We start from the raw sequence: 16,027 nt of genomic DNA, 5'->3' as shown, positions 1-16,027 counted from the left end.
ATTAATTGGCTTAGTATTTTAACACCAAAAATTCCTGTTTTAAGGGATTCAGCGCATTTAGTAAAAAAGGAATAAGCTTGTCTCCCAATTCCAGATAGAGTTCTGAAAAATTCAGAGAACGTTCTTGCAGGGATTGATTAGGGAATAACTGGTTCTGAATAGCTGTTAATCTAATCACCTGGTCTTTAAGTTTTAGTTTCTGGGCTTTTAATAATCGTTTTTCCAGATGGTTGAGTCCGTTTAGTTGCTTTACTTCCTGAGCCTTTACTGCTCCCAGGAAGGATTTGTCTGTTTCTTCGGCCAATTGGTAAAGCGCTTCAAACTGATTGCTTAGATGCTCCTTTTGAGTTGAAAAATCAATATCAATATTGGAAATTTCCCGTATTCTTTTATTAATAAGACTGTTTTGCTTCAAAAACAAATCCGCCGGAATCAGGCCTAAATTTTTTATTTTTTTATTTTCCTTTTCTGATACCAACAGAGCAGAATTACGCAATAACAAGATGGGAAATGCCACTTTCATTGCGTCAAAAGACGATTTAAGCTCCAGCCAATAGGCTAATTCGCCACCTCCGCCAATATAGCAGAGATTAGGAAGGACGACTTCCTGGTAAAGGGGTCTGGTAACCACATTAGGTGAAAATCTTTCTGGATGGGTATCCAGTTCAATCAATATTTCATCCTTTGTAAATTTAAGTTCGGTATTGTTAATATAAAAAAAGCCTTCTTTTTCGATTAGCCTTTCCCGTAACCCATCCTTTAAATAAAAATGATTGATCTCCCTTGGGTTAACCTGAATGTTGTAAACAGGAGACACAGATTCCAGTGAAGTTATAGTCTCATTTACTTTTGTATAAGACAGGTTTTCAAGGATATCTTTCTTTATATAGGGTATAAAAAGGTTTTTTAGTTTAACATCATCACCATCCACAATTACCAAACCGTACTCCCCAAAAAGGGTATTAGCCAGGTGTCTGGTTGCGTCAGTAAGTGAATTGTGCTCCAGATAGGCTTTTTTGAAAAGATCTTTTAGGTTTTCTGCATTAGTATTGTGGCCCACTTCTTTTGAAAAAGCTTCAAATAGAGCATCTAATCCCTGAGTATCTAACCTTCCTACTGCTCCCGAGGAATCTCGATTCCATTGTAACTTTTTGTTGTGTAGATTAAAATAATTTATCTCATCAAAATCATGATCTTCGGTAGCCATCCAGTATATCGGAACAAAATTATTTTTTGGATACTCCTTTTTTAATGCTTTTGCAAGATTTATAGTACTGATTATCTTATATAAAAAATATAGCGGGCCAGTAAAAATATTAAGCTGATGTCCCGTAACCACAGTAAAGGTTTGGTCTTTACCTAAAGATGAAATATTGGATAAGGTAATTTTTGAAGCCCTTACACCCTGGTATTGTTCTTGAAGGACCTGCTTTAGTATTTTTCTGTTAGTCTGTGGATACGAATTGGACTTCTCCTCTATTTGAGCCTTAAACTCTTCAATTTTAGGAAATCTGTTATAAAAGGGTTTTAGCTTCTTGTTTTCGTCCAGATAGTCGGAAATAAGTGAAGAAAAATATCCGGTTTTTTTAAATGGTATACAGGCTACTTCCATAAAAAGTTCTAAAATCCGATCAAAGATAAAATTCTCGGGTTTTACTCTTCCCAAAAATACGTTAAGATGTTTTAACTACATAGAAATGAGGAACCAATTCTTTGTAAGCCTTGTAATTGGGCGACTCATAAACGAATAACACCGAACTTAAAATGTGATTTCCTTAATATTTCTTAGCTTTAGCGTCCTAATTTGAAACCAAGGTTTATGAAGCTACTATTACCTGTATTATCCTTGTTTATTACCCTCAGTTTAAGTGCACAAGAACTAAAATCGCCCTCAGAATTCCTGGGATATGAACTTGGCACCAGATTTACGCGCCATCATCAGGTAGTAGACTATTACCAATATTTGTCTGAAGCCGCAAAAGACCGTGTACAACTAAATGAATACGGAAAAACAAATGAAAACAGACCGCTGCTACTGGCCTATATTTCATCAACAGCCAATATGGAAAATCTGGAAGCCATAAGAGAGGAACATTTGAAAAGCACAAGTGGTACGAGTAATTCTACAAAAGCCATTGTTTGGCTTAGCTACAATGTACATGGTAATGAAAGTGTAAGTACAGAAGCTTCTATGCAAACCATTTATGCATTGCTAACCAGCAAGCAGGCCTATTTAGAAAATACAATAATAATTATGGACCCCTGTATTAACCCGGACGGTCGTGACAGGTACGTGAACTGGTACAATCAATATAAAAACACACCTAATCAGTTGAATCCGGCGAGCAAGGAACATCATGAAGGCTGGTGGAACGGTCGCAGCAATCATTATATGTTCGATTTAAACCGGGATTGGGCCTGGCTTACTCAATTAGAAAGCCGGCAAAGACTTCGCTATTACAACAAATGGCTCCCGCATATACATGTGGATTTTCATGAACAAAGTATGGATTCCCCTTATTACTTTGCTCCGGCATCTGAGCCGTTTCATGAAGTGATTACAGATTTTCAGCGAGATTTTCAGGTGACCATAGGAAAGAACCATGCTAAATATTTTGACGCTAACGGTTGGTTCTACTTTACTAAAGAACGCTTTGATCTTTTTTACCCCAGTTACGGAGACACTTACCCAACCTATAATGGCGCCATTGGGATGACCTATGAGCAGGGTGGCGGAGGCAGGGCCGGACTTGGAGTCATTACCGGGAATGGAGATACGCTGACCTTAAAAGACCGTATAGCGCATCATTTTACCACAGGTATCTCTACGGTGGAAGTTGCCGCCAACAACGTGAAAAGACTGAATGAGGAATATCAAAAATTCTATCGATCCAAAAATTACAGATATAAGAGTTTTATCCTCAACGGGCAAGAAGATCATTTAAAGGCCCTTACCCAACTCCTGGATCAGCACCAGTTAACTTATAGTTATGGTACAGGAGCCACGGTAAAAGGGTTTAACTATAAAACGGGCAAAACGGGAAGTCTTAAGACCAATGCACAAAGTATTATAATTTCCACGGATCAGACCCGGGGAACTTTGGCAAAAGTACTTTTTGAACCCAACGCCAAACTAAGTGATTCCCTTACCTATGATATTACGGCATGGTCTTTACCTTATGCTTACGGATTAGATGCTATTGCTTCCGAAAGCTTGATAAGCGGAACTTCAAAGACGGAAAATTCAGCCCAAAAGGAGGCACTGAAAGCTAATGCATATGCCTTCCTAACCGATTGGAACGGTATGGACGATGCCCGTTTTTTAGCTGAATTACTTCAGAAAAAAATTCGGGTACGCCAGGCGCAAAAACCTTTTACACTTGAAGGAAAACGACATAACCGTGGAAGTCTTATCATTACGAAAGCGGATAATGACAATAAAATGGAATTTACCAAAATCCTGAGTGGGATTGCTGAAAAACATCATAAATCTCTAACAGCGGTTAATACTGGATTTGTGGATAAAGGAAAAGACTTTGGGTCTGGCTATGTAAAAATGATCCCGGCTGTAAAGGTAGCCGTTCTTGCAGGTGAGCCAACTTCTACTTTACGCTTTGGTGAGATATGGCATTTCTTTGAGCAACAATTACACTATCCGCTAACTGTATTGGATGAGAATTATATAGGCGGTGTGGATCTTTCTAACTATGATGTATTAATTCTACCCGGTGGTGACGGCTATGAATCCTTTATGGATGATACCATGCTAGCTAAACTGAAAGAATGGGTAAATCAGGGAGGCAGGCTTATAGCTATGGGCAAGTCTATTGCCTCGTTGGATGGAGAGAATGGATTTGACATATCTGCCAGGGAAAAGGAAATAGATAGTACGGTAAATCTAGTGGAACCTTATGAGAACTTACGGCGAGAGAAGATGAAAAATGATATTACCGGTGCCATCTTTAAAACAAAAGTAGATCAGACACATCCGCTGGCCTTTGGGTATAAAGACACTTATTTTAGTCTTAAATTGGGAAGTGACGCCTTCAACTACCTGGAAAATGGTACGGTTGCCTATATTTCTAAGGATACTTCGCCGGTAGCAGGTTTTGCGGGTAGTGAAGCACAAAAAAAAATGTCTAAAAGCCTTGTTTTTGGCGTAGAGAAGCACCGCAAGGGACAGGTAGTTTACATGATAGATAACCCTTTATTCCGCGGGTTCTGGGAAAACGGTAAACTCTTTTTTGTGAATGCACTTTTTATGGCTAATTAGAACTTGGTGCCAAGAAATTAATACAGCATAAAGGCCACCATAATAATACCTGCTGCCGCGACTGGTAGAATAATGAGCATATAGAAGAAGGAGATAATACCGGCTTTAAAAAAAGCACCCACCCAGGAGCTCTTGTAAAAATTTCGCAGGGCCAGCATCAGGTATATAACAAAAGAGAGGCATATGAGTACTTCTAACCATATGGGAATTTCCCATACCTTATTCACCAGGAGTATGGTACAAAACGAGGTGAATACAAAAGTGAAGAAATAAAAGCTGAATACTAAATGGTGGGCAAACGTGGCCGGTTTCCAGTAAAACATTTTCAGAAGTACAGCAAAAAGTGGTAAAAGGAGAAACATCGCAATAGGAATGGTATCATATAACGCCTGCAGGATACCCCCTCCCCGTTGTTCATAAAACTTGAGCATTTGGGTATAGAATCTGCGCGTAAAAGCGTCTGCATCTTCCTTCATTCCCATCGCCTTAATTTTTTGGTCTAACGGCGCTCCGGCAGCGATAAGGGAGTCTAACTTCTCGCGCCTAAAACCAAAATCTACGGTGGCTATCTCCGGGTCTGAAATCATTACAGAATCTATTTCCCTGATTTCTTCATCTGTTAAACCTATAGTTTTCTGACTTTTTTTCAGGACTTTTTTAGCTTCGGCAAGCGCCAATGAATCCTGTTTTATCGGAATAGAATCCAGATTGATCTCCTGATCAAAACCCTTTTCCAGGGCCTCACTTACTTCATTATCCGCTTTACGTATGGTAAAAGAGAAGATAAAAAAGAAAACAACAGAGATAAAGAGGTAAAATTGGGCAGGATGCAGGTATTTAAGGCGTTTTCCATCTACAAACCGCCGGGCCAGCACTCCCGGTTTCAACATAAGGGTCCCAAAGCTCCTGAAGAATCTGGCATCTATAGAAATATAATTATCTATGGTATTGCTGAAGAGGACCCCAATAGTCAGGTTATCTGCTGTTTCCTGGCCGCAATAAGGGCAATAATTGTAGGATGCATCAAAGGTTTCATCGCAATTTTTACATTGTTCAGTGGTTGGTGTTTCAGAGGTTGGCATATAGATAACTTTACATAAAAATACAAAAAGCTGGGATACTACAAAGTTTCTTATTTAACAGAGAAATGTTAGACTTAGAACGGCAATAATATATCTAATTTAGGGTACTCATAAAACCAAATTTAATAAATGAATTCAGAATATACTATTGGGTTTCAAAAAAGGAAAATACCCTAATTCATACCCATGTAGCCAAAAAAGATCTTTTACAAATCCAAAGTCCACTGAATGATGCTGTACCGGGGTTATTGGAATCTGATAAAAAGCATAGAAATGTACTATTATCCAGAACCATTTTCCAGATATGAGTATATTTAGTGTTGATATAACGAGTTGTAGCACATTAAAATTGAATAATATGATAAGAAAGAATTTTTTACTGATTATGTCAATTGCCTTCATGATAACTAGTTGCAATCAGATTGACAAGCCAACCAATTCTAATATTACTTCGATAAGCGATGCTGAAATGGAAAAAGAGTTACGTCAAATAGTCATGAAAGTATGGGAGGATGCAAACAATAGCAATATTCCTGAATTAAAATCTGCTCATCTTCACAGCCCGAAGTTCTCTAAATTTGGACCCCGAATCGCAAAAAGACAAGATGTAGAACAAACTAACGAATCTGAAACAGAACATTTCTTGTCAATATTGGAGGCTAATCTTGTCATAGAAGACCTTAAGATTGACATCTTTGATAAAATAGGTATCGCAACATTCTATAACAACTACTCTTTCATTAAAAATGATGATAGAGTTCAAGGAAAAGGACGTGTAACATTAGCATTTCTGCGAACAGAGGAAGGATGGAAAATAATTCATGAACACTCTTCTCCTTTTAAGGAATAAATTAAAACGTACTACAACAACACCTATACGTAATACGGAGGTTCAGGCTTAATCAAAGGTCTGTGAATATTGGAGTTACCACCAAATCACAGATTTGGTCATTATGAAGAAAAATATAAAAACAAAATATTGTAATTTGGCTTGTGTAACCTCGGAAATAATCGCTGATCTATTTCCGTACTACGCATAGCCAAAACGTTATATTTAATATAAGGCCATAAACCAATGAGAATAAAAATCCTAACAGCAGCCCTATTTGTATCCATTATCGGCTGCAAAAATGAATCACAAGAAGGTTGGATAGATGAAGACCGACTAATGATTGAGGCAGCTGAAAATTGGGTGTCTTTAGGTGGTAATTATAAACAACAACATTACTCACACCTTAATCAAATTAACTCTGGCAATGTTGAGAATTTGGGTTTTGCCTGGGAATATGATGCCAGATCAACCATTGGAAGAGTACCTCGAGGATTGGAAGCAACTCCCTTCGTAGTGGACGGAATCATGTACACCTCAGGAGCATGGGGATTTGTGTACGCAATAAATGCAAAAACAGGAGATGAAATTTGGAGATATGACCCAAATGTTGATGCTTCTTACAACCGCAGGACTTGTTGTGATGTAGTCAATCGCGGAGTAGCTGTATGGAAGGGTAAAGTTTATGTTGGAACCTTAGATGGATATTTGGTTTGTCTTAATGCCAAAGATGGCGAAGAGTTATGGCGGGTTGATACATTTACGGATAGAACAGTTGCTTATACTATTACCGGGCCTCCTCAGGTCGCAAAAGATATAGTTCTCATTGGAAATTCCGGAGCTGAATTTGGGGTAAGGGGATATATTACTGCTTATGACCTTGACTCGGGTGAAGAAAAATGGAGATTTTTTATTGTACCTGGAGATCCCAACAAAGGATTCGAACACGAGGAATTGGAAATGGCATCAAAAACCTGGGATCCTAATTCAATTTGGGAAGCTGGAGGTGGAGGTACAGTTTGGGGGCAATCAGCTTACGACCCTGAGCTAAATCTGGTTTATGTGGGTACTGGTAATTCCTCGCCCTATCCAATTTGGTATAGGAGTCCATCTGGTGGAGATAATCTTTTTTTAGCGTCTATACTTGCAATCAATCCTGATAATGGCAAACTGAAATGGCATTATCAAACTACTCCTGGTGAAATATGGGATTATACTGCCACTCAAAATATAATCTTAGCCGAACTTGAAATTAAAGGAGAGAAACGCGAGGTATTAATGCAGGCTCCAAAGAATGGTTTTTTTTACATCCTCGACCGAGCTAGCGGCGAATTGCTCTCTGCAGAAAAATATACTAAAGTGAATTGGGCCAGTCACGTTGATTTAAAGACTGGCAGGCCGGAAAAAACAGATCAAGGTTGGTATAAAGATGAACCGAAATTGGTAAATCCGTCATTACCTGGGGGACACAGCTGGAATCCCATGTCTTACAATCCCAAGACTGGACTTGTCTATATCCCCGAAATAATCTATCCATGGATTTACATGGCTGATGAGTCATTTGCCTTCGAGAAGCTCAAATGGGGTACTGGAATAATGTATGATGGAACGGGACCACCATATTCAGAAGAAAATCGAAAATATCTTTTAGGCCAAAAGGATACTGTCGAATTAAATAAGCTAAAGGCCTGGGATCCGCTAAATCACAGAGTTGTCTGGGAATTGATACACCCGGTTGCAAGAGGAAATGGTGGTGTCCTCTCTACAGCTGGTGATTTGGTATTTCAAGGAACAAATACCGGTTATTTAAAGATTTATGAAGCTGCCACTGGAGAATTGCTAAAAGAGATTGAAATCGGAACAGGAATCATGGCAGCCCCAATGTCCTACCAAGTTGAAGGAGAGCAATATGTAGCTGTTATGGCCGGATATGGTGGTAATGAGCTAATAGTCGGTCCTGTGGATCAAAGAGCAGCGATTCACAAGTATCAAAATTACGGACGAATTTTAGCATTTAAATTGGGTGGTGGTGATACACCATTACCTCCAAAAGTAGAAATAAGTAATGTTCCTGAACCACCGGAGCTTGAATTGGACGAACAATTAGTAATAAAGGGGGAATCTTTATTCTTTACTTATTGTGTTAATTGCCATTTAGCTGGGAACAGTACTGAATATCATTCTCAATATCCAAACCTGGCCAAATTAAATCCTTCTGTTCACAGTATTTTCAAGGATATTGTTCTGAAAGGTGTTTTCGCTCAAAACGGCATGGCTTCTTTCGCTGATGTACTAGATGAAAGTGATGTAAACGCCATTCAACAATATCTTGTAAAGCAGCAAATTGGTTTACATATAGAGCAAGAAATCAATAGAAAAACTGAATATAACAAAAAATAAACGGCATTAAAACGAGCGTTTATTCAAACCGTTGCCAGCAATTATTGGGAATATGGCAACTTATAAATAAAAAAATGAGAAAACATGTTAAACCATTCTTTATCCTATTTCTTATTGCTGGATTATTAGGTTGCAGCCAGAATCAAAATAATGATTCCAAAAAATTACCTAGGCCTAATATTCTGTTGATAGTAGTTGATGACTTAGGATATTCCGACTTAGGTTGCTATGGCAGTGAGATTAGAACGCCGAATCTTGATAAACTTGCAAATCAAGGTGTGAAATTTACAGACTTTTACGTCTCATCTCTTTGTGCACCAACACGTGCTATGTTATTAACTGGTGTCGATAATCATCAAAATGGTTTGGGGACAATGCCTCCTGGACATACTGAGAATCAATACCTAAAACCCGGGTATGAAGGCTCACTAAATAATCAAGTTATTACAATACCAGAAGTTTTACGTGATAATGGTTATCATACTTATATGACAGGTAAATGGCATTTGGGACATCATGAAGAAAGCTATCCTGCAAATAGAGGTTTTGAAAAAAGTTTTGGACTTCTAGGTGGTGGATCAGGACATTTTACTAATTCATTTGCTCTCGGCCCTGGAGAAGAACCGGTTACTTTTTATGTTAAGGATCAAGATATTGTTGAAAAACTTCCTGACGAATTTTACTCTAGCAAAGACTTCACAGACAAGATGATTAATTATATTGTGAAACAGGAAGATGAATCACCTTTCTTTGGATACCTTGCCTACACAGCACCTCATGATCCACTTCACGTACCTGATGAGTATTTAGATAATTATAAAGGTGTTTATGATACCGGCTATGAACAAATAAAAAGGGACCGTCTTGTACGAACAAAAAAGCTTGGGATTGTAAATGAGTCTGTCCCTTATAATCCTGGCACAGGAAAATTTCCCATGTGGGGAGATTTAGATGACGATCAAAAGAAATTGCAAGCGCGGATTATGGAAATTTATGCATCAATGGTTGAAAATCTCGACTATAATATCGGACGCTTAATTGATTCATTGAAAGAAGCCGGGAAATATGAAAACACTATTATTGTTTTTTTGTCAGATAATGGTGCGAATCCTAAAGAGGCAGGTTCTTATCCGGGGAATTCAAAAGAATATTTAGCTGAGAACTTTAATAATAGCTTTAGCAATCTTGGGAAAGGTAATTCTTTTATTTCTCAGGGAGGTGCATGGGCAGAAGTAAGCAATACACCTTTTACATATTTTAAAACTACCACAGGAGAAGGAGGTATACATGCACCACTGATAATTGCAGGGCCCGGTATTGAAAAGAGAAAATACTATACTAATACCGGCATGCATGTTTGCGACATTTTCCCAACCATTCTTGACTTTGTCGAAGTATCACGTCCGGCTAAATATAAAGAAATTGAACTGGCACCGTTTTACGGAAAATCAGCCAAAAAGCTTTTGGATGGAAAAGCAGAATTAGTCCGCAACACTTCTGTAAATCCATTATTTTTTGAGATGATGGAATGCAAAGCCGTCATTAAGGGAAAATGGAAAGCTATGATGTTACAACCCCCATATGCTAATGAACCTATATGGCAACTTTATGATCTATCTAAAGATCCTCTTGAGAAACATGACCTGTCTCTGCAGGAACCTGAAAAACTAGAGGAGCTTATTAAAGATTGGGACGAATATGCAAATGATGTCGGTTATATTAAGGGTGAAGGGGAAATGCTTATCAACAAAATTGGACCAGAAGAATTCTATAAATACGAAAGCCTTATAAAATAACAACTGGCAACGCAATCATACTTTATTCCTGAAAAAAGCACAATTAATCAAATAGAAGCAAGTAGCAGCGGTCATTTAATAAAAAATAAGAGGCTTCGTGATTTTGTTTTTCGCTATTACTCTGTAAATGATAGAAATGAAAAAAATTATGAAGTAAGCACTCAATTTTATCAGCATAATTATTTCACAGAACATATAATAAAAGGAGCTTTATTAGGTGGAGAATTTTTTGAACAAGTAATCGGAACTTCATTAAATAGACCTTATAGCAATCCGAGCGAACTTACACAAAATTCAAATTATTTAACAGCCTTAGTGGGGGAAAAAATTAATGCCGAAACACAGAATCGACTATATAAAAAAACTAAAGCAATGGCAGAAAATTTACTGCAATCAATAGATAATGAGCTTAAAAAAAATTAAACTAACGAAAGGCTAACAAAGTGTATAACCTACTAAAGAAATTTCATGAAGATAAGTACTATAATATTTTTTTTGCTGATAATCTTTTCATGCTCGAAAAAGGAAAGCCATGAAGCTTCACTAGTTTATAATATCAATCCAAATTATAGTGATAGTTTAAGTTTAGATGTGAATTTTGTATATAAAAGTGATGACAAAGGAATACTATTATTGAGATATGAGAATAGTTCTTGGGGAGATAATGATATATTTAATTGCATCAAAGATTTTAAAGTCAGTCCAAAACCAATAAGTATTGATTTTGATAGAGACAGTAGCTTTATTACTATTAAAACAAAAGCTAATCTAAAAAACACTATCAAATACTCAATTGTCCAAGATTTTAAAGACCCTCTTTTAAATAAGTATCGATATAGACCAATTCTTGATAAGAACTATTTCCATATTCTTGGAATGAGACTATTCATGATTCCTGAAGGAGTATTTGATAAAGAATCTAGTAAAGAAAAGATTACAATCACTTGGGGAGCTATCCCAAATAATGGACTATTTCATAGTAGTTTTGGAGTTGATAAAAAACAGAATCTTGAGGTAACAAAAGAAGAACTTAATGCGTCATTTTTTGTAGGAGGAGATTTCAGAAGATATATGTTTGACTATAAAGGATATCCCGTATACTTTGTAACTCGTGGTGATTGGAAAATGTTTCATGATGAAGATATTTTCAATATTTTAAAGGAGACTATTACTTTTCAAAACGATTTTTGGAATGACCCTAGAAAAGGAATTTATTCAGTCTCATTACTTCCGACTTTTGAACCTTGGACAACAACTTCCAAAGCCTACTCTGTTGGTGGAAGTGGTCTGCCCAATTCCTTTATTTCTTTTGCATCAAACAATGATGGAATTAGCTTAAAAAGAATCTCTTGGCTCTACAATCATGAATTGCTTCATAAATGGATTTCTAGGACAATTAAAAATGAAAATGAAGTCGAGCAGTATTGGTTTAGTGAAGGGTTTACGGATTATTATGCTTATAAACTGATGCTTAAAAATGACAAATTAAATGTTGAAGAATTCATAGAAACATTTAACAAAGAAGTGATTATCCCTCATTATAATGATTCAATCAACACTATTCCAAATTCAGAACTGACTTTTCAAAAATATTGGTCAAATTATACTTTATATCAAAAATTACCCTATAGACGTGGACTTTTGTACGCTTTCTTGATAGATACTCAAATTAAAGAACAAAGTCAATTTGTTATGAGTTTAGATGATCTAATGCAAGATTTGTTAGATATGTCTTTGCAAGACGAAAATTTGCGGTTAAACAATGCTATATTTAAACAATTATTATCTAGATATTTAAATAGTCAAGCACTAGTAGAATTTAAAAACTACATAATAAATGGGCACTTAATTGATTTCACTGGTAAATTACCAGAGGGATTGTCTCTGGAAATGCAGAATAATATTCCGTTGCTTAAGATTAAATCCTCAATTGATACAACTCAATTAGAAAATAACCTTAAACTTTAATATATAACAGCTAACAATGTATATAAAAAATAGCAGAATAATTGATAAAACAAAGGTATAAACATAAAATAAAAGTCAGTTGTATTCCAAAAAATTAGTGTTTAAAAAGCCGCTACTTTTCATATACAAACACCTTGCTATTCCCCCAAATATTAAATTAATACAGTAATTATTTAATGATATGAAATTTATAAAAACACTATTCATTTTGACTTTATCACTTGTCTTTATTACCTCTTGTCGAGACAGTGAAAAATCAAATCTTTCTTTGCTCAGCAATCAAATCCCGATTGATACAGCCTTGATTTTTGGGAAAGGTATTGTTTCAACCAACAATTTTGAGTTCGCAATCACTTTCAACCCGGAAATGGACGAATTGTTTTTTACTAGAAGAAAACCCGAAGAGGACAATGAAATTTATACTATGAAATTAGTTGACGGTAAATGGTCAGACCCAGAACTAGCTTTTTTTAAAGCAAATAAAGGATGGGATTTTGAACCTCATATAGATCCGAAAGGAAATCGACTCTATTTTGGAACCACCAGACCACTCAACGACACTATCAAATCATCAGGATTACATCAATGGTATTGTAAAAAAAACGCAAGTGGTTGGGAAAAGCCAATTCCTTTAGAAAAACCGTTTGTGGACAGGTCTGTAATAATGTATTTAACGTCTTCAGAGAATGGCAATTTATACTTTACCACTGGGGAGAAAGGAGATAAGCCCGAAGATTGGGTCATTTATAACTCAATCAATGAAAAAGGGCAATATAGAAGTATAAAAAGAATGGGGAACGAAATAAACTTCTCTGGAAAGTATATCGCTCATCCATACATTTCACCAGATGAAAGTTACATCATTTATGATGGTGAAGGCACTGCGGGATATGGAAACAATGATTTGTACATCAGCTTCAATAAAAACGGTACCTGGACAGAAGCTTTAAATTTAGGACCTGAAGTAAATACCGATCAAACTGAAATGTGTCCCAGCGTATCGCCTGATGGAAAGTATTTATTCTTTCATAGAGGTGGAGAAGATAATGGAGATATTTATTGGATAGATTTTAGACTAATAAAAGAACGTATTGAGAACATAAACAGCAACTAACAATGGCTAAACGTAATACGGGTTAAGATGCAGTTGTAAAGGTAATTTCACTAAATAAACTGATAGCAAAAACGAAAAGTGAAATGCTTTGAAATCCCGCACTATGCATAGCCGAGACGTTGGTGATCATTAGTACAATATCAAAATATCATGGCAAAATATAGAACAGCTCTTCCACAATTAAAAGAATCTACATTTTTGACCGATGGTGGCTTAGAAACAACTCTAATCTTCAATCAGGGTATTGACTTACCACATTTTGCATCATTCGATTTGCTTATGAATGAGGAAGGCAGAAAGATTCTTCAAGAATATTACGAAAATTACATTGCTATTTCAAAGCCAAAATGTAAAGGATTCATACTCGAAACTGGTACTTGGAGAGCAAATCCAGATTGGATAGAGAAAGTTGGGTATTCATCTTTACAGATCGATACGATTAATAGTGTGGCTATTCAAGAACTTGAAATTCTACGGAATAAACATGAGACTGAGGATTTTAAGATGCCCATTAGCCTATGTATTGGCCCCCGTGGTGATGGCTACTCGCCAAAAGACAAAATGAGCGTAGAAATTGCTGAAGAATATCATTCTCACCAAATAGAAATAGCAGCAGCAGCAAATGCTGACATGGTCTCAGCAATGACCATGAATTATAATGAAGAAGCTATTGGAATTGTAGCTGCTGCTAAAAAAAATAACATCCCGGTTATTATATCATATACTGTTGAAACTGATGGGAAACTTCCAAGTGGAGACTCATTGGAAGATGCCCTTACAACGCTTGACAAACTAACCGACAATTATGTTTCTTATTTTATGATCAATTGTGCGCATCCCAATCATTTTAAAGACGTGCTAAAAACTAATGGTAGTTGGTTATATAGAATTGGAGGCATTCGTGCCAATTCCTCTACTAAAAGTCATGCAGAATTAGATGAATCAGAAGTCCTTGATGAAGGAGATAAAGATGCTCTTGCCAAAGGCTATAAAGAATTAAAAACAATGCTCCCGAATCTTAATGTAATTGGAGGTTGCTGTGGAACGGATCACACACATATGGAAAAAATTTGTGAGATGTGGTTTCAAGAATAGTTTGTACAACATTAAAAAGAAGACATAAATGAAGTTTCTTTCGAATATCAGTTTAGAAAAAAGTGAAAGAAAAATTCTATTTTCTTCTTTTGCGGCGATCTCGGGAGTTGGGCTTCTTTCATATGCAGCCTTACCATTCTTGATTGGTTCTACCATGGTCACTCTGGATTTGTCTGAGGAAAGTGTTGGATTTCTCTATAGTCTGGAATTCATTGCTGCGGCTCTTTCATCAATTTTTATTGCTCCGAAAATTGGAAAAATAAATCGAACAAAAATTGCTTTCATAGGAGCCTTCGTTGTTATAGCTGGAAACTTCGCTTCTGGGTTATGGTGTAATTATGACTTCTTGCAGTTTATTCGACCCCTTACTGGAATTGGTGCAGGATTAACTTTAGCAACTGGAAACGCAACAATTGCCAACTCCAATCAGCCAGCAAAAATTGCGGGAATGATGAATGTATTGTTTACGGCTATGATCGTACTCCTCATGCTGTGTTTATCATATTTAGGTAATCGCTGGGGCATTCAAGGTATTTATTTTGGCTTGGCAACAGTAACCTTTTGTTTTCTATTCTTATTGATCATGATACCGCAGCGATCAGCAAATCTTAATTCAGAAAATGTCTCCAATGAAATACACAGTACTGGAATATTCAGTATTGCAGGAATTGCAATTTTTGCCGTATTCCTAATGTACACTCTCAGAGATTCAATGGCATGGGGCTTTGCTGAAAGAATTGGAAATGAAGTTGGATATTCTCCCGCCGAAATGGGTCAAATATTATCCTTGCAGGCATTTGTAGGCCTGATAGGACCTCTACTAACAGCGGTAATTGGTTTCAAGCTTGGAGTAAAATTTCCTTTGCTTTTGGGGATAATTTTTGCAGGTTTAACCTCTTATGCTGTATTCTTATCTCCTGAATTACCTTATCTTTTTGAGGGTTCTGTCCTGGTTTGGACGGCAGGCTATTTCTTTGGGATAGCCTATCTCACTGCTTATGCGGCTTCACTAGATCATGATGGACGAGTTGTGGCTGCCTCTGGAAGTGCTATGGTACTAGGAGTAGCAGCAGGACCAGCATTAGCAGGCTATCTTATTACCAAAGGCGGTTATACATGGGCGGCATGGGCTACACTTGCATTAGTCATTTTGATGGTTATTGCAGCGATTGTTTCGCTAAAATGGAGGGTTAAGACACAAGAAGAAAAGATTTTGAAATGATAAAATAACGATCACCAACAAAAAATATAGTGCATTTGGCAGATAGTGAAAAATATGAAGATGTTAGCAATTAACAAATTAGTTATAACCTAAAAACTATTTGTGTTAAAATACCAAATACACCATATTCAAACCGTTATGCGTAATAAATTCAACTCCCTGAGACTGGAAATTAAGAAGTAAAGATTATGAAACTTTTTGTACATCCTTTTTATGCTTTTATTGCTTATTTGGTGTAATAAGGAATA

The 16,027-nt window shown here is 36.6% G+C and carries 10 protein-coding genes; 8 read left to right on the top strand and 2 right to left on the bottom strand.

Annotation, left to right across the window (positions count from 1 at the left end; genetic code table 11):
* Window positions 1–10: 10 nt before the first annotated feature.
* On the bottom strand, window positions 11–1,612 hold the full coding sequence (bshC, locus tag ABJH90_RS16230) for a bacillithiol biosynthesis cysteine-adding enzyme BshC (protein WP_348140389.1): 1,602 nt from the start codon (window positions 1,610–1,612) through the stop codon (window positions 11–13).
* Between the two features lie 207 nt (window positions 1,613–1,819).
* Between bshC and ABJH90_RS16225 the strand changes: the two genes are divergently transcribed.
* Entirely contained in the window at window positions 1,820–4,273 is a 2,454-nt protein-coding gene (locus ABJH90_RS16225; protein WP_348139949.1) for a M14 family metallopeptidase, read from the top strand.
* Window positions 4,274–4,290: 17 nt separating this feature from the next.
* Here ABJH90_RS16225 and ABJH90_RS16220 read toward each other — a convergent pair whose 3' ends face one another.
* The gene (locus ABJH90_RS16220; protein WP_348139947.1) at window positions 4,291–5,355 is read right to left on the bottom strand and encodes a DUF3667 domain-containing protein; all 1,065 of its coding nucleotides are present in this window, start codon (window positions 5,353–5,355) and stop codon (window positions 4,291–4,293) included.
* Between the two features lie 358 nt (window positions 5,356–5,713).
* Here ABJH90_RS16220 and ABJH90_RS16215 point away from each other — a divergent pair, with 358 nt between their 5' ends.
* The 7 genes from ABJH90_RS16215 (at window position 5,714) to ABJH90_RS16185 (ending at window position 15,779) form a co-directional block, all read left to right on the top strand.
* The gene (locus ABJH90_RS16215; RefSeq protein ID WP_348139945.1) at window positions 5,714–6,205 is read left to right on the top strand and encodes a nuclear transport factor 2 family protein; all 492 of its coding nucleotides are present in this window, start codon (window positions 5,714–5,716) and stop codon (window positions 6,203–6,205) included.
* Between the two features lie 225 nt (window positions 6,206–6,430).
* Window positions 6,431–8,584, top strand: a complete 2,154-nt coding sequence (locus tag ABJH90_RS16210; protein WP_348139943.1) for a PQQ-dependent dehydrogenase, methanol/ethanol family — start codon at window positions 6,431–6,433, stop codon at window positions 8,582–8,584.
* 74 nt (window positions 8,585–8,658) lie between these two features.
* On the top strand, window positions 8,659–10,380 hold the full coding sequence (locus ABJH90_RS16205; protein WP_348139941.1) for an arylsulfatase: 1,722 nt from the start codon (window positions 8,659–8,661) through the stop codon (window positions 10,378–10,380).
* A gap of 468 nt (window positions 10,381–10,848) precedes the next feature.
* On the top strand, window positions 10,849–12,348 hold the full coding sequence (locus ABJH90_RS16200; protein WP_348139939.1) for a M1 family aminopeptidase: 1,500 nt from the start codon (window positions 10,849–10,851) through the stop codon (window positions 12,346–12,348).
* Window positions 12,349–12,529: 181 nt separating this feature from the next.
* Window positions 12,530–13,462 (top strand): hypothetical protein, encoded by a 933-nt coding sequence (locus ABJH90_RS16195; RefSeq protein WP_348139937.1) that lies wholly within the window; start codon window positions 12,530–12,532, stop codon window positions 13,460–13,462.
* Between the two features lie 150 nt (window positions 13,463–13,612).
* Entirely contained in the window at window positions 13,613–14,557 is a 945-nt protein-coding gene (locus ABJH90_RS16190) for a homocysteine S-methyltransferase family protein (RefSeq protein ID WP_348139935.1), read from the top strand.
* 28 nt (window positions 14,558–14,585) lie between these two features.
* The gene (locus ABJH90_RS16185; protein WP_348139933.1) at window positions 14,586–15,779 is read left to right on the top strand and encodes an MFS transporter; all 1,194 of its coding nucleotides are present in this window, start codon (window positions 14,586–14,588) and stop codon (window positions 15,777–15,779) included.
* The last annotated feature ends 248 nt before the right edge of the window (window positions 15,780–16,027 follow it).

This window comes from Eudoraea sp., from assembly GCF_039969275.1.
GTDB lineage: Bacteria > Bacteroidota > Bacteroidia > Flavobacteriales > Flavobacteriaceae > Eudoraea.
Note: the sequence above shows the minus strand (reverse complement) of the source record. Positions and strands in the feature narration are given on the sequence as shown.

What these genes read in the sequence shown, in the direction of transcription:
- bshC (WP_348140389.1), bottom strand. Translation starts at nt 1,612, where the DNA reads ATGGAAGTAGCCTGTATACCATTTAAAAAAACCGGATATTTTTCTTCA.
- ABJH90_RS16225 (WP_348139949.1), top strand. Translation starts at nt 1,820, where the DNA reads ATGAAGCTACTATTACCTGTATTATCCTTGTTTATTACCCTCAGTTTA.
- ABJH90_RS16220 (WP_348139947.1), bottom strand. Translation starts at nt 5,355, where the DNA reads ATGCCAACCTCTGAAACACCAACCACTGAACAATGTAAAAATTGCGAT.
- ABJH90_RS16215 (WP_348139945.1), top strand. Translation starts at nt 5,714, where the DNA reads ATGATAAGAAAGAATTTTTTACTGATTATGTCAATTGCCTTCATGATA.
- ABJH90_RS16210 (WP_348139943.1), top strand. Translation starts at nt 6,431, where the DNA reads ATGAGAATAAAAATCCTAACAGCAGCCCTATTTGTATCCATTATCGGC.
- ABJH90_RS16205 (WP_348139941.1), top strand. Translation starts at nt 8,659, where the DNA reads ATGAGAAAACATGTTAAACCATTCTTTATCCTATTTCTTATTGCTGGA.
- ABJH90_RS16200 (WP_348139939.1), top strand. Translation starts at nt 10,849, where the DNA reads ATGAAGATAAGTACTATAATATTTTTTTTGCTGATAATCTTTTCATGC.
- ABJH90_RS16195 (WP_348139937.1), top strand. Translation starts at nt 12,530, where the DNA reads ATGAAATTTATAAAAACACTATTCATTTTGACTTTATCACTTGTCTTT.
- ABJH90_RS16190 (WP_348139935.1), top strand. Translation starts at nt 13,613, where the DNA reads ATGGCAAAATATAGAACAGCTCTTCCACAATTAAAAGAATCTACATTT.
- ABJH90_RS16185 (WP_348139933.1), top strand. Translation starts at nt 14,586, where the DNA reads ATGAAGTTTCTTTCGAATATCAGTTTAGAAAAAAGTGAAAGAAAAATT.